Origin of the sequence: Nonomuraea polychroma (genome assembly GCF_004011505.1) — a bacterium.
Taxonomy (GTDB): domain Bacteria; phylum Actinomycetota; class Actinomycetes; order Streptosporangiales; family Streptosporangiaceae; genus Nonomuraea; species Nonomuraea polychroma.
This window is the reverse complement of sequence record NZ_SAUN01000001.1, coordinates 9,872,816-9,887,168: the sequence shown is the minus strand read 5'-3', so window position 1 is coordinate 9,887,168 and position 14,353 is coordinate 9,872,816. Positions and strand designations below refer to the sequence as shown.

The 14,353-nt window shown below is 65.7% G+C and carries 14 protein-coding genes, 1 tRNA gene and 2 pseudogenes; 10 read left to right on the top strand and 7 right to left on the bottom strand.

Annotated elements, in window-relative coordinates:
- The first annotated feature begins 76 nt into the window (after positions 1-76).
- Positions 77-940, top strand: a complete 864-nt coding sequence (locus tag EDD27_RS45780) for a metallophosphoesterase (RefSeq protein ID WP_127941401.1) — start codon at positions 77-79, stop codon at positions 938-940.
- Between the two features lie 65 nt (positions 941-1,005).
- Positions 1,006-1,079: transfer RNA gene (locus EDD27_RS45775), tRNA-Pro, on the top strand.
- A 134-nt stretch (positions 1,080-1,213) separates the two neighbouring features.
- Here the strand turns inward: EDD27_RS45775 and EDD27_RS56095 are convergent.
- Both EDD27_RS56095 and EDD27_RS56090 read right to left on the bottom strand, forming a co-directional pair.
- Positions 1,214-1,471 carry a tyrosine-type recombinase/integrase gene (locus EDD27_RS56095; RefSeq protein WP_206641953.1) on the bottom strand — a complete coding sequence of 86 codons (258 nt, stop codon included), beginning with the start codon at positions 1,469-1,471 and terminating at the stop codon, positions 1,214-1,216.
- Positions 1,472-1,486: 15 nt separating this feature from the next.
- Positions 1,487-1,672, bottom strand: a complete 186-nt coding sequence (locus EDD27_RS56090) for a hypothetical protein (RefSeq protein ID WP_206641952.1) — start codon at positions 1,670-1,672, stop codon at positions 1,487-1,489.
- Between the two features lie 127 nt (positions 1,673-1,799).
- Here EDD27_RS56090 and EDD27_RS45765 point away from each other — a divergent pair, with 127 nt between their 5' ends.
- From EDD27_RS45765 to EDD27_RS45735, 7 genes are all read left to right on the top strand, one after another.
- Positions 1,800-2,012 carry a hypothetical protein gene (locus tag EDD27_RS45765; RefSeq protein WP_127938663.1) on the top strand — a complete coding sequence of 71 codons (213 nt, stop codon included), beginning with the start codon at positions 1,800-1,802 and terminating at the stop codon, positions 2,010-2,012.
- A gap of 370 nt (positions 2,013-2,382) precedes the next feature.
- Positions 2,383-2,832 carry a hypothetical protein gene (locus EDD27_RS45760; protein WP_127938660.1) on the top strand — a complete coding sequence of 150 codons (450 nt, stop codon included), beginning with the start codon at positions 2,383-2,385 and terminating at the stop codon, positions 2,830-2,832.
- A gap of 6 nt (positions 2,833-2,838) precedes the next feature.
- A complete protein-coding gene (locus EDD27_RS45755) occupies positions 2,839-3,765 on the top strand; it encodes a hypothetical protein (protein WP_127938656.1) in 927 nt (308 codons plus the stop codon).
- A gap of 284 nt (positions 3,766-4,049) precedes the next feature.
- Complete coding sequence (locus EDD27_RS58140; RefSeq protein WP_277750805.1) at positions 4,050-4,310, top strand: recombinase family protein; 261 nt, start codon at positions 4,050-4,052, stop codon at positions 4,308-4,310.
- A gap of 102 nt (positions 4,311-4,412) precedes the next feature.
- Positions 4,413-5,720 carry an MFS transporter gene (locus EDD27_RS45745; RefSeq protein ID WP_127938653.1) on the top strand — a complete coding sequence of 436 codons (1,308 nt, stop codon included), beginning with the start codon at positions 4,413-4,415 and terminating at the stop codon, positions 5,718-5,720.
- Positions 5,717-6,124 (top strand): aminoglycoside phosphotransferase/kinase family protein, encoded by a 408-nt coding sequence (locus EDD27_RS45740; protein ID WP_127938650.1) that lies wholly within the window; start codon positions 5,717-5,719, stop codon positions 6,122-6,124. The genes EDD27_RS45745 and EDD27_RS45740 overlap by 4 nt, the downstream gene beginning before the upstream one ends.
- Positions 6,125-6,338: 214 nt before the next feature.
- Positions 6,339-7,310 carry an ISL3 family transposase gene (locus EDD27_RS45735; RefSeq protein ID WP_241564924.1) on the top strand — a complete coding sequence of 324 codons (972 nt, stop codon included), beginning with the start codon at positions 6,339-6,341 and terminating at the stop codon, positions 7,308-7,310.
- Between the two features lie 141 nt (positions 7,311-7,451).
- Here EDD27_RS45735 and EDD27_RS45730 read toward each other — a convergent pair.
- Positions 7,452-8,342 (bottom strand): annotated as a pseudogene (locus EDD27_RS45730) (IS1380 family transposase); the annotation flags it as partial.
- 671 nt (positions 8,343-9,013) lie between these two features.
- Between EDD27_RS45730 and EDD27_RS45720 the strand changes: the two are divergent.
- Complete coding sequence (locus EDD27_RS45720; RefSeq protein ID WP_127938638.1) at positions 9,014-9,574, top strand: SMI1/KNR4 family protein; 561 nt, start codon at positions 9,014-9,016, stop codon at positions 9,572-9,574.
- Positions 9,575-9,599: 25 nt separating this feature from the next.
- Here EDD27_RS45720 and EDD27_RS45715 read toward each other — a convergent pair.
- The 4 genes and pseudogenes from EDD27_RS45715 to EDD27_RS45700 form a co-directional block, all read right to left on the bottom strand.
- Positions 9,600-10,827, bottom strand: a pseudogene (locus EDD27_RS45715) (ISL3 family transposase); the annotation flags it as partial.
- Between the two features lie 138 nt (positions 10,828-10,965).
- Positions 10,966-11,352: a hypothetical protein gene (locus tag EDD27_RS45710; RefSeq protein ID WP_127938635.1), complete on the bottom strand. Its 387-nt coding sequence runs from the start codon at positions 11,350-11,352 to the stop codon at positions 10,966-10,968.
- A gap of 60 nt (positions 11,353-11,412) precedes the next feature.
- On the bottom strand, positions 11,413-12,099 hold the full coding sequence (locus EDD27_RS45705; RefSeq protein ID WP_127938632.1) for a hypothetical protein: 687 nt from the start codon (positions 12,097-12,099) through the stop codon (positions 11,413-11,415).
- Entirely contained in the window at positions 12,096-13,106 is a 1,011-nt protein-coding gene (locus EDD27_RS45700; protein WP_127938630.1) for a 2-hydroxyacid dehydrogenase, read from the bottom strand. The genes EDD27_RS45705 and EDD27_RS45700 overlap by 4 nt, the downstream gene beginning before the upstream one ends.
- Positions 13,107-14,353 lie beyond the last annotated feature (1,247 nt).

The following is a 14,353-nucleotide window of genomic DNA, read 5'->3' as shown; positions in this document are numbered from 1 at the left end:
CCGCCTGCGCCAACACCTCGCGCCGGTTGTCGGGCATCATGGGTGGGTGAGGAAAGCCGTCGCAGTACCTCTGTCCATGCTCGGTCTCGGCCTGGCCGGGCTGGGTTACGCCTCCGTGGTCGAGCGCAACTGGTTCCGGCTGCGCCGCTTCGACGTGCCCGTGCTGGAGCGCGGCCAGCGTCCTGTGCGCATCCTCCACCTGTCGGACCTGCATCTGACGCCACGCCGTACGATGCTCATCAACTGGGTTCGCTCGCTCGGCGCGCTCAAGCCGGACCTGGTGGTCAACACCGGCGACTCGATCGCACACCCGGACGCCGTGCCCTCACTCCTGCACGCCCTGGAGCCCCTGCTGTCGCGCCCGGGCCTGTTCGTCTACGGCTCCAACGACCTGTACGCCCCGCAGCCGAAAAATCCGGCCCGCTACCTGTGGCGCACCTCCAGGAACGAACGCCGCCAGCACGTGCCCAACCTGCCCTGGGAAGAGCTGGGGGCAGGCATGGCAGCCGAGGGCTGGCTGGACATGAACAACACCACGGCCCGCATCAAGGTGGCCGACCTGGACGTGGCAGTGGCCGGCATCCACGACTCCCACATCTCCCGCGACCGCTACGACCTGGTGGCCGGTCCCGCCCCTGCGGACGCCGACCTCCGCCTGGGCGTCATGCACTCGCCGGAGCCCCGCAACATGAGCCTCTTCGCCGCCGACGGCTACCAGTTCCTCCTGGCCGGCCACACTCACGGCGGCCAGCTCTGCATCCCCTTCTACGGCGCCCTGGTGACCAACTGCGGCATAGACCGGGCCCGGGTGAAGGGCCTGAGCCGCCACGACACAGCCTGGCTCCACGTGTCCGCCGGCCTCGGCACCTCTCCTTACGCCCCTGCCCGCTTCGCCTGCTTCCCCGAGGCCTCCCTCCTCACCCTCGTGCCCCGGAGATAAAGGCGGTCACAAGCACCTTGAGAGTCCGCTAGACTTTTCCAAGCACGCGCAAGACCGGCGTGCGCCGGGGTGTAGCGCAGCTTGGCAGCGCGCTTCGTTCGGGACGAAGAGGTCGTGGGTTCAAATCCCGCCACCCCGACGCCGTTTGACCGGGTAGAGGGCTTGATCTGCTAAGCGGGTCGGGCCCTTTTCCGTTTCTGGAAGTCGATGGGAGCCAATCGGGGAGCCAACTCACTCGGACTCAACCCGTCGGCTTGTCGCCGAAGATTGTGTTCATGGTGTGGCGCCCTTGGTGATCACCGGCTTGAGCTGGTGCCGGTAGACCGCTTCCGTGACGCTGGTGCCCGCGTGCCCGACGAGATCGGCGATGGTCTCGATGGGTACGCCCTGGTCACTCATGATCGAGACGAACGAGTGACGCAGTTCGCGAGGTGTCCGGTCGGTTCCGATGCCTGCGTTCTTCGTGATCTGCCGGAACGCCCGTCGAACGTTCGCCGCGTCGAGCGGGGTGCCGACGTTCGTGCAGAACACCAGGTTGTGATCTTGTCATGCCTCACCCGCCTTGAGCTTGTGGGCGGCCTGGCGCGTGTGGTGTTGCCGGAGTGCCTCAGCGGCGAGCTCGGCCAGTTCCAGCGTGCGACGTGACTTGCGGGTCTTGGTGTCACCTCCTGCTCGGTCGGCTCGCCACACGTAGATGGCGAACCTGGTGTGCTTGAACCCTGCCTCGGTCACCGGTTGCCATGCCTTGAGGCTGGGGATCCAGGCGACGACGTGATCCCAGCGCAGTGCACGGGCTTCCTCGGTACGGACGCTGCACGTACTCCCCGCCGGCTCTGAGACGTGGCAGACCCTGGCCTGGGTGCTCGGCAAGCACGGCGCCGACCGGATCGCGGCCGCTCTGGGCGTCGGGGCGGCCGATGGCCCCTACCCGTGGGGCTTCGTGTCCGGGCCCAGTGAGAGCATCGTCCGCGACGGCGTCCGGCTCGACAGCGGCCGCTACCCGCCCCGAGGCCAGGGCGAGCCGTTCCGAGGCTGCGGCTACACCGCCGAACTGGACGACGAAGACGCTTAACCACCAGCTCCCCTTGTGGTCCTGGGATTGAAAGGTCGCTGACACTCCGGGCCGAACGCTCGCCTCTCGGGTAGGGGCGGGCTTGGTAGGGCGGATCACTACGAGCCGCCCTACCAAGCGAACGCTCCAGATCCCGGGTCGCAGGGGGCGCCCGTCGCAGTCGTGTACTCGCCCGAACCCCGCACGTGCGGCACGCCCGCGACTTCCAGGCAAGGCCACATATAGACAAGACGCCCGGGAGGCGATGAACGGTTGGGGCATTCCCGAAATCCGTACAGACATGATCATCTACGGCCGAGCATACCGCCGATATACCACCGCTCCCTACGATCCTTTGACGGATGCAAGTCAAGGTAACGGAAAGGGCATCATGCGACTGAGCACCATACTTCGGCATGCGGCGATCGTGGGGACCGCGGGACTGACGTTGTCGATCGTCGGCGCCGGCGGCGCTTCCGCCTCTGCGTCGGCTGACAAGACTCTCAGCGGCAGTTGCTCGTCGGACCCCAAGGGTTACAGCGGCTCGGCGCGCTACTACTACAACAGCGCAGGGGGTGACGTCTTCACCAAGTTCACGTACACGATTGGCGGTCGCGCTGGATCGAAGACCGACGTGGCCATCGATGTCTATTCGGACAAGAACAACGCGGTCGACAAGTGGCACGGCGGTTGGGGCACCGACAGCGCCAAGGTGGGCACGAAGAGCACGACCGTCCACATCATCAGCCCGGCGAAGGACAAGGTCTACGTGAAATTCTGGGTGCGCTGGGACCTTCCGGGCCTCGACCCCACGTGCAGCTTCCAGACCAAGCGGATCTAGCGGCCGATGAACCACCGCGCACTTGTCGCGTCCCTGCTGGCGCTGGTGGCGGTCACGTCGTGTTCCACCGGCGGTGAGCAGGAAATTCCACCGGTCTTCGTCGCCGCCTCCTCGACCGGGGCGATCGTGTACGACCCGCAGACCGAATCGCACCTCGGGTACGCCTCGGACGGGCGGCACGTGTGGACGGACAAGCAGGCTGCCGTCTGCGCGGCCCGGTGTCCTGAAGCGGCCTTCTCCACCGCTACCCGGAAGGTGCTGAGCCGGCGGGGCGATGCGGACACGGTCGTCGCCGAGGGAGGCACGCTCCAGATCCAGCGTTCGGACGGCAAGAAGGAGAGCCATCAGGTCGCCGGCGCGGAGAACGTCCTCTGGCGGGAGAGCCCCGACCGGACGACGGCTCTGCTGCTCTACGCCGACCCCACGCTGCCCGGCGGTGAGATCCTGCGCTTCCAGCGCGACGCTCACGGATGGAGGGCTACAGGGGAGCGCGTGCCCGCTGGGGGGTTCTGGGGTGGCTGCGTCGGCGGAGACTGGGCGGTCCTGACCGGCGAGCGCGGAGGGATACTCAAGGACGGGACCGTCGTTCCCCTTCAGGTCAATCTCGACCAGCCCGGGGAATGCGTGGCCGGTACGCGAGGGGGCGCGGTGGTGTCCCGCTACGTCGACCAGCGCGGAACCCATCACACCGAGGTTCGCGGCATCGACCCGAGCGGGCGGCAGACGTGGTCGCGCGATGTCGCCGCTCGGGCCGGTGTGATCGCCGATCCGTCCGGTACGGCGGTCGGCCTGGTCCACGATGGTGAGCTGGAATTGCTCGACGTCAAGGGGGAGGTCCGCGAGCGGCGCGAGGACGTCGTCGCGGCCAGCTTCACTGAGACGGGCCGCCTGGTGACGGTGAACGCCGACGGCAAGGTCACCTGGGCTGCATAGAGCTCACTCATCCGCGTGTCACACGGCGTGTACGCCTGTGCGAACGTGCCGGACCAGTTCGGCCAGCCCACAAGCCTCATCGCTGTGCAGCGAGATCTCATCGGCGTGACGATCCCAGCGCTGTAGCACCCACACCACCTGGGGCGGCGCATCGTTCGGAGGGCCCTGAGGGGCGCTCGCTTCGGTCGACGGCCTCAGGGCCGTCACCTCAGCGCGAACCTGACCCATCCACTGGCCAAGCTCCTCCGGGTCAACGAAGATCACGACCCCGGCGGTGGCTCGTGGTGAACACCACCGCCAAGAACCTCGCGCTTCCCCAAGGTTCGCTGCTGGAGGGATCTCTCGGCGAGGACCCGCTGGCGGCCGAACCCGCGGGCCCCTCGAGAGCGCTCGTCGGCTACGCCCGCGTCTCCACCCGCGGCCAACTCCTGGACCGCCAGATGGCCGCCCTCACCACGGCGGGCTGTATCCGCATCTTCGCCGACAAGAGCTTCCGTTCGCCCCTTGGTGACCGCAGTCGCAGGCTTGTAACGCCGCGCGTGTAGCAGCAAAATCAGCACACATCCCGGTCGCCGGGGCGAGGTGACACGTGTCACCGGCCCTTGGCGCTGTTTGGCGTCTCCGTTCGCCTTTCCGGGAGTTCTGCTGTGTCCGCTCGTCATTCTTCACTGCTCCGTGTACGTGTCCTGGTTGGACGCCTGATCGCTGCCCCGTTCGGCAGGAAATCTCAACGGTCGAGGTCAGCTCCGCCTGCTCCGAACTCCGCTGATCAGACTGTCAACCGGAATGTCCGCCTGCTGAGCTGGCTCAACTTCTTCGGCGACTTCCGCATGTACGGGCCGATTATGGTCATCTACTTCGCGCAAGTCACCGGCTCGTACACCGCCGCCGCCAGCCTCCTGGCGGTGAAGATGCTGTCTTCGGCAGCGTTCGAAGTCCCTACCGGGGTGCTCTCCGACCGCCTCGGCCGACGCGGCACGATGATCGCCGGTGCCGTCGTCATGGTGGCCGCCCATCTCGGGTACGCCGGCGCTTCGGGCTACGGCCTCCTCCTTGCAGCTGTTGTGCTGGAGGGATTGGCGACCTCACTGTGGAGCGGCAACAACGAGTCTCTGCTCTACGACACGTTGCTCGAAGCCGGCCGGGAGGAGGAGTTCCCCCGGCACTCGGGCCGGGTGAACTCGATGTTCCAGATCGCGCTCGCACTGGCGGCAGCCATAGGTGGCGTGGTCGCCGGCGCGTGGTCGCTGCGTGTGGTGGTCGCGCTGTCGGTCGTGCCGCAGGTGCTGTGCGTGCTCATCGCCTTGCGGGTCCGGGAACCGCGGGTGCAAGGCGCGCTGGAATCGAACGTGCTGGTGCATCTCGGATCGGCCCTGCGCGGCATCCGCCGTAATCCGGTGCTCCGCCGGATGACTCTGGTGTCGGCGCTTCGTTACAGCAGCGAAAGCGCGGCCCAGTTGTCGCCTGTCTTCGTGGCAGGGCTGTGGCCGCTCTGGGCGCTGGGCCTATGGCGCACCTTCGGCCATGGCGTGGCCTTCGTCGGCTTCCGCGTCAGTGGTTGGATGATCGGCCGGGTGGGCGCGGCCCGCACTCTGCTGTTCGGTGAGCTGTTCGACAACGTGGCGAACCTCGTGGCGCTGGTCAAGCCGACGGTATTTTCGCCCGTGCTGCTTGGGTCACCGGCCTACGGCATGTCGACAATCGCCCAGCAGACGTTGCTGCAGCGCGAGTTCACCGACCGGGAACGCGCGACGATGGGTTCGCTTGCGTCGCTGCTCGGCAGAGTGCTCTACGCGCTCGTCGCCCTGGGAGCCGGCCTGGTGGCAGACCGTTGGGGCATCGTTCCGGCGTTGCTCGCGATCCAGGCGGTGGTGCTGATCGCACTTCCGCTCGCCTGGTGGGTGCACGCGCGCGCTTCTTCGCTTGCCGCGGGCGCTGGGACGGTGACGGGATGAGCGCCTTCTCGGCCCCGGCCAGGCCTGCTGTCGATGTCGCAGTGCTGCAAGGTGAGATCGAAGCGATTTTCGGCTTCCGCTGCTCGGTGCCCTCTTTCGTCGCCGGCGGGCAGGACACTGATGCCTCGGTCCTGCGAGCCACGACGACAGAGGGCCAGGAGGTCGCCGTGAAGGTATCCCGCCGCGCAGGGCGTCCGGGCGGCCTGCTGATGTCAGACCATCTCGCCGAGCTGGGGCTACCGGAAATCCCGGCCCCTTACCGGTCCCGCAGTGGAGTGCCGTACAGCGACTGCCACGCGGGCCGGTTATCCGTGATCCCTTGGATACCTGGCCGCGCCGGCGCCGCAGGCATGACCCACGCTGCTCAACGTCCCATAACTGCGCCGATGTATGCGGCCATCTAAAGCTGGCTCTGGCACAAAGATCGTGAAGAGGTGACCGATCGTGATCGGAGTCGCGATTCCGTAACCAGCCAGGCATGGATGCGGCCGCATTGCCAAGATCAGGTTCGATCAAGAATCCGATCACCAACGAGCGGCCGCGAGGGCTATTGTGCTGCATCGCCCGGCAGGCGTGGAGGCCTGCTGCCTCGAACTTCTCGGGCAGTTCTTCCCGCACATGGACAACGTGCACGTCCAGACCGTCTCCCGTGCTGGGAGCGAGATTCTCATCCAGGCCCGTACGCGAGACGGTGAGGCGGAGTGTCCCTCGTGCGCCACGCGGACCCAGCGGGTGCACAGTCGCTATCGACGCCGTCTCAGCGATGTGACCTGCGGTGGCTTGCCAGTAGTGATCGAGTTGGAGTCTCGCAGGCTGTTTTGCCCCAATGTCGGCTGCGCCGCCGAGACCTTCGCCGAACAGGTGCCCGGCTTAACACAGCGGCATGCGCGGCGCACCCCGGCACTCAAGCTGGCACTGGAGCACATAGCGCTTGCCTTAGCCGGTCGAGCCGGGGCCAGACTCGCCGCCAAGCTCGGCATCACGGTGTCCCGCTCGCTGCTGATCCGGCTGCTGCGTGCTCTACCCGATCCCGAGATCGACCAGGTCCGCGTGCTGGGAGTGGACGACTTCGCCAAACGCCGAGGTCACTCCTACGCCACAAGCCTGGTCGACCTGGAGGCCGGTAACCCCATCGACGTGCTGGACGATCGCCAGGGCGACACGCTCGCCGCCTGGCTCCGGCAGCATCCCGGAGTGGAGGTCATCTGCCGTGATCGCGCCGGATCCTACGCCGAAGGCGCCGCGGCTGGCGCTCCTGAAGCGATCCAGGTCGCTGATCGTTTCCATCTGTGGAAGAACCTTTGCGACGTCATCGTGGCCACGGTCCGCGCCCACCGCTCGGACCTGCGAGAGTCCACCCCCTCTGCCGACGCCCGCGAGCATGATGAGCTCGACGTCGAGTCTCGCCCTGCCGTTACGGCATTGCCGGAGTCCCACACCGCGGTGCGCACCCGGGAACGGCACGCCGCCGTCCACGACCTGCTCGCGTGCTGTGGTCAGCATGCTGGCCCGGCTGTCGCGTCGGGTGGGCGGGGTTCCACGGGCCCACGGGTGTTCCCTTTCTTGGTCGCAGGGACAGCCTGTGGCTGATCAGGTCGGGGCCAGCAGGGCTTGCAGGCGGCTAAGGGCGGTGAGGATGTCGCCGGCCCAGGGCCATCGTGCGGCAAGGCGCAGGCGCAGACGGCGGCCACCGCGCACCAGCAGTCCGGCCACCGCGAACAGTCGCAGGCGCTTGCGGGCGATGACGCGCATGCCCTTGGGCCAGCCGGACAACTCCAGCAGGCCGGTGAGTTCGGCCACCCAGGCGCCGGGCCGCACTTGCCAGTCGGCATCGTAGGCGGGCGTCCACGCAGTCTTCGGCAGGCGCAGGACGGCCTGCCGGATCTCCTCGGTGAGGGTGAACCCGATCGAGTACGACAGCCGCCTGCCAGGTTTGGTGAGCCAGGTCAGGAATTCGTGGGTGCCGCCGCCGGAGTCGGTGCGGATCAGCACCTGGCACCGGCGATGCCTGGGGAGTTGGGCCAGCGCGTGGCGGGTGGCTTCGATGTGATCGGCGGCGGTGTTGGAGCCGGCGTTGCCCGGCCGCAGCACGATGGCCAGCGGTTCGCCGGACCCGTCCGGGCCGTGGTCGGCGAAGACCGTCATCGGGTGGAAGCCGAAGGTGTGTTTCCAGGTCGGGGCGGCGTGCTGTTTGTCGGAGTGGGCGATGACGATGGTGGCGTCGATGTCAAGGGGGATTAGCTCGCCGTCACTGCCCGGCGCCATGGTCCCTGCAAGTTCCCGGGCGCGTTCGCGGGCGAGGGCGCGGGCTGCGCGCAGGGCTTTGAGCGCTTTGGCCTCATCTTGGGCGAGCCGGTCGATCAGGCGGGAGACGGTCGAGTCGGAGGCGACCGGGCCGAACAGGTCGGGCTGGGCGCGCAGCAGGGCGATGTCGGCCAGGCAGTCACCGCCAAGAGCGAGGCTGGCGGCCAGGTCGGCCACGATTTTCCCGGGGTCGTGCACCGCGCGCTCGGGCCGAAAGCGTTCCAGCTGCGCGGACAAGGCCCGGTCCAGGCCGGTGACGCGCAGCGTCTGCAGGAGCATCAGGGCGCCCGCGTGGGAGAGGAGCCCCGGCAGCGTCAGCGGATGCGGTGATCTTGCCGCGTGAAGCGTTACTCTTCACTTGGAAAGTGCCTTCTGATCTGGCGTGGACAGGACTCTCGACAAGCCCCATCCTCCCAGTTCAAAGGCACTTTTCTTATGTGAGCGATCAAGCCTGGCGAAATTCACCGTGAAAGCCTGAGGCTAGGCTCCAGCAGTAGTGGCTACGACGGTCGGCACCCAGGATCGTATTGTCAGGCAGTTTCATCGAAGTGCGAAAAGCCGCAATAGGTCCGCTTGCTCCGGGGTTACTGAAAGTGCCGGGTTATTTGCGCTCGGGTAAATCTCAGCTGCTACCCACTGCGCTGCTCGAACGCTAGAGGCGACCCCGATCCTGACTCCGCGCGCACGCAGCCCCGCCAGCAACTGCTTAGAGCGTGTTTGAGAAGAGTCGTCCATATTCGATGCGGCAGTGTGACGGCGGTCCAATATGTCGCCAGGGTGGTCGGGTGCCGTGGCTTCGTCGTTACGCCTCGCGCTTGACCGACGCGCAGTGGGAGTCGACGATCGGGTCCCTCACCGGGTTCGAACACCGGTGGTCGCCCGGAGAAACATCCGCGGCGGAAGGTCGTGAACGCAACCCTTTACATGTTGCGGTCCGGCTTCCCTTGCGGTACGTACCTGTCGACCTTCTTCGTCAAAGGACCGTTCACATGCCTTCCGCTGTCTCCTGGATCATCGAGCTCATTCCCCCGCAATCCACCCCAAGATCCCGAAGCTGGGAGCCTGTAGAGAACGAGCTCGGCACCCCGCTGCCCACCGACTACAAGCAACTCGCCGATATTTACGGCGCCGGACTCTTCGATGAGACGATCTGGCTCCTCGAACCTGGATGCCACCACGAGATCTACGACCTGAACTTGGCGTCCGTAGTCAAGGAACGCGACGAGGTGCTGGCCGACCTCTGGGAGTTCGAGGACAAGCCCGCAGAACTCCATGAAGACGGGGCGCGTGTCCTGCCCTGGGCCTTCTGCGAAGGGAGTGGCCACTTCCTCTACTGGCTCCTCCAGCCTGGCCAGGCACCGGACGATTGGACCGTCATGCTGAACGAAGGCCGCGGCCCCGAATGGGAGAGTCACCGCCTGTCCTGCAGCCGGTTCCTCTTTGCCGCCATGACCGGAGACATCGACTCCTTCTACTTCGACGGCCCACTTGCCACAACTCACCGGTTCCAGCCCATCAGGGACTGTACGGTCTTCGGCTCTGGCCCGTAATCGGTGGTGGCGCCGGTTCGGGTCAGGCGGCCGTGAGCTCCCGCACCAGCTGGGTGTCGCTATCGCGCAGCCGGTCGGGATGGGGCAGCAGGAGCCGAGCCAGGCGGCGCGGGGTGGTAACGGGCCGCTCTCCTTCGGCTCGGCCCTGGGTGATGTAGCGGTAGAGCAGGTTGAGGCTGCCGGTGTAGCCGAGCTCTTTGATTTCACGGAACAGCTGTTGGACTGCAACGGCCGGCTCGGCGGCGCGCCGTTCGCGCAGGTGATCGTGGTAAGGATCGACGAGCGTGGGCCGATAGCGCGGAGCGCGGCGCAAAGCCTCGGGCTTGTGGGTGCGGGCGTAGCGCTTGACGGTGTTGAGGGACAAGTTCAACCGACGGGCGCACTCCAAGAGGCCGACGCCTTTGTCCAGCAGGTCGTGGATCTGCTGCCAACGCTCACGGCTGGTCTGTTCATGGACGCCGGCGGGCCGCGTCGGGTTAACCGTGGCCCGCCGGCGCTGTGGGACCGAACCTCAGCGAGGGTCTTGTCGCAGAAATTCGCCCACAGGTGCCACCGGTCCCCGACCTGCACTGCATCCGGCAGAGCACGTCGAACCACCTCACCGTACGCGCCCGACCCGTCGCGGCAGACGATCTCGACCCCAGGGTGGGATCGCAGCCGCGTCTCCAGCACATCGGCACCGCGGCCGGGCAGGACATCGATCCGCTCGCCAGTCTCGGCGTCGATCAGGATGGTGGCATAACGGTGCCGGCGCTTGAGAGCGAAGTCATCGACACCCAGCACGCGGGGGATCCGCAGCGGCAGCCGCGCCAGCAGTCCCAGCGCTGTGGACCTCGAAATCGTGACGGCCAGGACCGCCGACAGCCGAGCACCCGCTCGGCCGGCCAGTTCCTTCACCACCGCACCCAGCTGGCCGGTGAGCCTGCTGGTTCGACGCTGGTAGCGCTCGAGCAGCCCGGGAACCTGCTCACGGAACGTCTGCCGAGGGCATCCCCACTCCAGGCAGACCAGACGCCGTACCTGTAGCGACGCCACCACCCGCCGCCCGTCGACCGGGACATCCGTGACCGTCCGGCTCACGTAGCCGTGCACCCGACCGCTCAGCGCCCCGCACACCGGGCACGGCACCGGCTGGTCGCGAGTACGAGCCATACCCGAATGAGGTCGTCCTCGTCCTCCACTCCCTCGATGACCAGGGCAGAAGCCCCGCAAACACCACACCCGCAAGATCGTCGATCTTCAGCACGGCCCAGCCTGGCAGGGATCACTCAGTGCCACCACCGATTACGGGCCAGAGCCGATCACTGGACAGACCCTTCTCGGCTTGCCGATATGTGAACTTAATCTCGCTATCCCTCCTATTCACCGCCTGACATTATGTGAGAGGGCAGTCAGTGCTGGTAGCCAGCCGGATGCGAATCTATCCATTCTGGCCCCTGAAACTCAACCTGGGCGATGCGCCCGGCCTGCCGATATTGAATATTGTATCTTCCGGCCGGCGTGCCTTCCCTGACGCGGAATGTAATGGCGGGAACGAAGCCATTTTCGTCGGCTTTGGTGCTATCGGGGCCACTGAGCCCGGGATGGAAGATACTGATCGCCAGGTTTGGGATGAAGCCCCCTCCAGCAACGAATAGCGTCGTTCCCGTGGGCCCGGTTGTTTTCTCTATCACAATATACGGCTCGTCCTGCCTGATCGAGGCGCTTGCGGTAGGAGCCAGCGCTCCCATCACCGTGACTGTAGAGGCCATGGCCATCATGATGGCGTGCTTGATCATTCGCCTTTGTCGCATGAGAAAAGCCCTCTTATGGTGGGTAGCTAGGCTCTGCGAAGTGGATCATTTTCCGGTCATGGACGCTTGTGAAACGTCTCCCACGCGGGGTAGTCGGACTGTGCCGTCGGTCAAGATCGCCAGTAGCCGGAGCGTCATGGCGAGCAGGAAGCATGTGAAGCTCGCCAGTTCCGCGATCTCCTCCGCAGTCTGCTCGACCCGCTCCACGTCGATGGAGTGCGCGTGTATGTCGATGGAGTCCGACGCCACGGCCACTACCGCGAGCAGCACGCCCGCACCGAACAACACGAAGGCCAACCGATCCGGCCGGAAGAGGCGTAGCACTTGAGGCAGCAGCGCGAGACCCGCGATGCCGTACAGGATCAGGATGAAATCGCCGGGCGCGCCCCACGGGATGGGGGACACACCGCTGGGCGCCAGATAGCCGTCGCGCACTCGCTCATGCACGGCGAACCGCTCGTCGAGTGCGAGCCAAACGAAGCCTGCCGCCAGCAAGAGCCACAGCCGCGCCGCTGGTTGGTCACGCAGATAAATGACCGCTGCCATGAGTAGCGCCACTCCCGCGCATAGCACGAGCATGACGCTCTCGAGCCAGGTCATCGGCGTCTGTTCAGGCGCGAGCCACTCCCAATACCGGGGCCAGCGCATGGCCCCCAGGACGACCACCCACATGGCGGCGAAGAAGGGAACGCCTATCAGCGTGGCCCACCGGACACGTTCCTTCCTCGTCATACAGCCACCTCCCCAATGGTCACGGGGTTCGCCGGCCGTACGACGTCGACGGGCGAACCCAAGGCCATGCGCCGGATCGACTCTGCCCACATCGCCCCACCCCGCTCGAGCACCTCGTCAGACCACCACGCTGAGTGGCCAGTCTGTACAACCCGACCTTGGATGAGCAGGTCCGCGTGCTCCTCCGGATCGCAGATCACATCATCGACGGCATAACCACGCAGGCGTCCCGCCCGAATTGCGGCGAGGACGGCCGTGTTGTCAACGAGCGCCGGACGACCGGTATTGACCAGCACGGATCCTTCACGCATCAGCCGCAACTGCGGTGCGGCGACGATGGGCCTGCCATGACGAGCAGCTGGGCAGTGCAGGGTCACGGCATGTGCCCGGGTGAGCAGCTCACCAAGATCCGTGACTGTCACATGCGGCGGCGGGCACAGGTGACTCCGAATGTCGGTCGCTACGACACGCATACCGAACCCCTGCGCCAGCCGGGCGACCCGGCTGCCGATGTGGCCCAGCCCGACGACGCCCAGGGTGCGCCCAGCCAACTCGAAGCCCCTGAGCGAGATGTTGGGCGGAACCCGACCCCGCGACCGGTCGTGAGCGAGGTGGATCCGGCGCGACAAGGTAAGCAGCAATCCTATGGTGTGTTCGGCCACCGAAACGGTGGAGTAACGCGGCAGATAGGTGAGGACAACGCCATGCCGATCCAGCAGATCGACGTCGATGAAGTCGTAGCCAGTGGCGTAGACGGCCATGCCACGCAGCCCAGGCAAAGCGGTGAGCAAGTCATCATCGATGGGCGGCGCGACCTTGGGTGTGAAAGCCACGATCTCCGCTCGCGCGAATGCGCTCAGGGCGGTTTCGCGGCTCAGCTGACGATCGCTAGCAAGATACGTGACGTCGGCGACCGCCTCCAGTCGCAGGGCGTCCTTCGGCGGCAAGGTGCCCCGGCCCTGAACTGACGCCACCACCACGCGCGGCCGTTCGCGTACGAAATACATACGTGGCCCCCCAACATCCCGCTGTGTCCTTACCTTGCGTTCGCAAGATCAATCACTGAGAAAACGCAATCGACGAAATTCCGGTGCATGTCCCCGGCGCTCGGCCACGTGGTGACCACCTTGCGCGCGTGGCGGCGCGTCGGCCAGGGAGCAGTGGGAGGGGCTTGGTGACGTCAGAATACGCCGCCGATCGTGGAACCCTCCCGTGCGGTGCGTAAACCGCGACGGCCGTAGTTAAGGGCCGACGTTGCCAAAGGGAATATATCCGCAAATTTGCGAAAATCCCATATTATATCCAGCAATCCATTCGCCTGTGAGTTTTTCGGTAGATTCTTTAAGTTCTTGGCAATTAACCCTTGCGTCATTGATACCTGTCGAGTAGCCATGTGCATGTGTGCAGCCCATTAGGGGGCGCTTGCAACCCGGTTCCGGAAAAGTCTGTGGGAAGTCTGACGCTGATGCCGTACCGGATGGTGCCAGCGGTACTACGAGTACAGCCAGCAGTGCTAGGCCGATCAAAGCAACACGCGGTATGGCCTCCATGGGTTCGCCTCCGACGAAGGTCGATGCACGGCAGTGCCTTTCGTTGGTTTGCTGTGGAGGGCCCTTGTCTCACGCCTCCGGTCGTAAAGGCCCTCCGACGCGAAGGGCTAGTTCAGGAAGCAGTACCAGGAATACGGGTCGGACCTACTCCGATGCGCAGCGAGCGCGTGCGGGTTGTTGTACTGCCACCTGCACGCTCGAACCATGTCTATGCCCACGCGTTTGGATGCTTTGTGGCACTTCCATCCGTAGGCGTTGTGTTGTACGAGTACGACTCCCCAGTATCCGATTGACTTGCAGTAGCCGCCGAGCTCCACACCGCCGAGTATTCTCGGCTGGGATGCTCTATCTGTTGCGGTTACCGAGTGCTGCTGCATAGCGCTGGGAGTGGTCGAGGTAGCCTGCGACGTTGCGGGAAGTGACATCGCAAGGGTGGCAAGGAGTGCTGAACCGAGCAGCGTCTGAGACGGTTTCCGGTACATTCCGGGCCTCCTGTTTTCTACCGCCGTACGGGGCTGGCTCCTTTCATGTCGGCTGCGCTTTCACTCCTAATGGTCGGATTGCCGCCGGGTGCCTGTCCAGACTCTTTGACTGCTATCGAGGCTGTTGGAGCCGAAGTCGATGGTGAGGCGATAGGAGCGCTTTACTGCGGGTGCGCGGGCATGGGCAGACATCTGGCACGCGCATTGTCGGAGGCAGCCCAC

What these genes read in the sequence shown, in the direction of transcription:
- EDD27_RS45720 (WP_127938638.1), top strand. Translation starts at nt 9,014, where the DNA reads ATGCCTTCCGCTGTCTCCTGGATCATCGAGCTCATTCCCCCGCAATCC.
- EDD27_RS45760 (WP_127938660.1), top strand. Translation starts at nt 2,383, where the DNA reads ATGCGACTGAGCACCATACTTCGGCATGCGGCGATCGTGGGGACCGCG.
- EDD27_RS45705 (WP_127938632.1), bottom strand. Translation starts at nt 12,099, where the DNA reads ATGACGAGGAAGGAACGTGTCCGGTGGGCCACGCTGATAGGCGTTCCC.
- EDD27_RS45755 (WP_127938656.1), top strand. Translation starts at nt 2,839, where the DNA reads ATGAACCACCGCGCACTTGTCGCGTCCCTGCTGGCGCTGGTGGCGGTC.
- EDD27_RS45735 (WP_241564924.1), top strand. Translation starts at nt 6,339, where the DNA reads ATGGACAACGTGCACGTCCAGACCGTCTCCCGTGCTGGGAGCGAGATT.
- EDD27_RS45710 (WP_127938635.1), bottom strand. Translation starts at nt 11,352, where the DNA reads ATGATCAAGCACGCCATCATGATGGCCATGGCCTCTACAGTCACGGTG.
- EDD27_RS45780 (WP_127941401.1), top strand. Translation starts at nt 77, where the DNA reads ATGCTCGGTCTCGGCCTGGCCGGGCTGGGTTACGCCTCCGTGGTCGAG.
- EDD27_RS45740 (WP_127938650.1), top strand. Translation starts at nt 5,717, where the DNA reads ATGAGCGCCTTCTCGGCCCCGGCCAGGCCTGCTGTCGATGTCGCAGTG.
- EDD27_RS45700 (WP_127938630.1), bottom strand. Translation starts at nt 13,106, where the DNA reads ATGTATTTCGTACGCGAACGGCCGCGCGTGGTGGTGGCGTCAGTTCAG.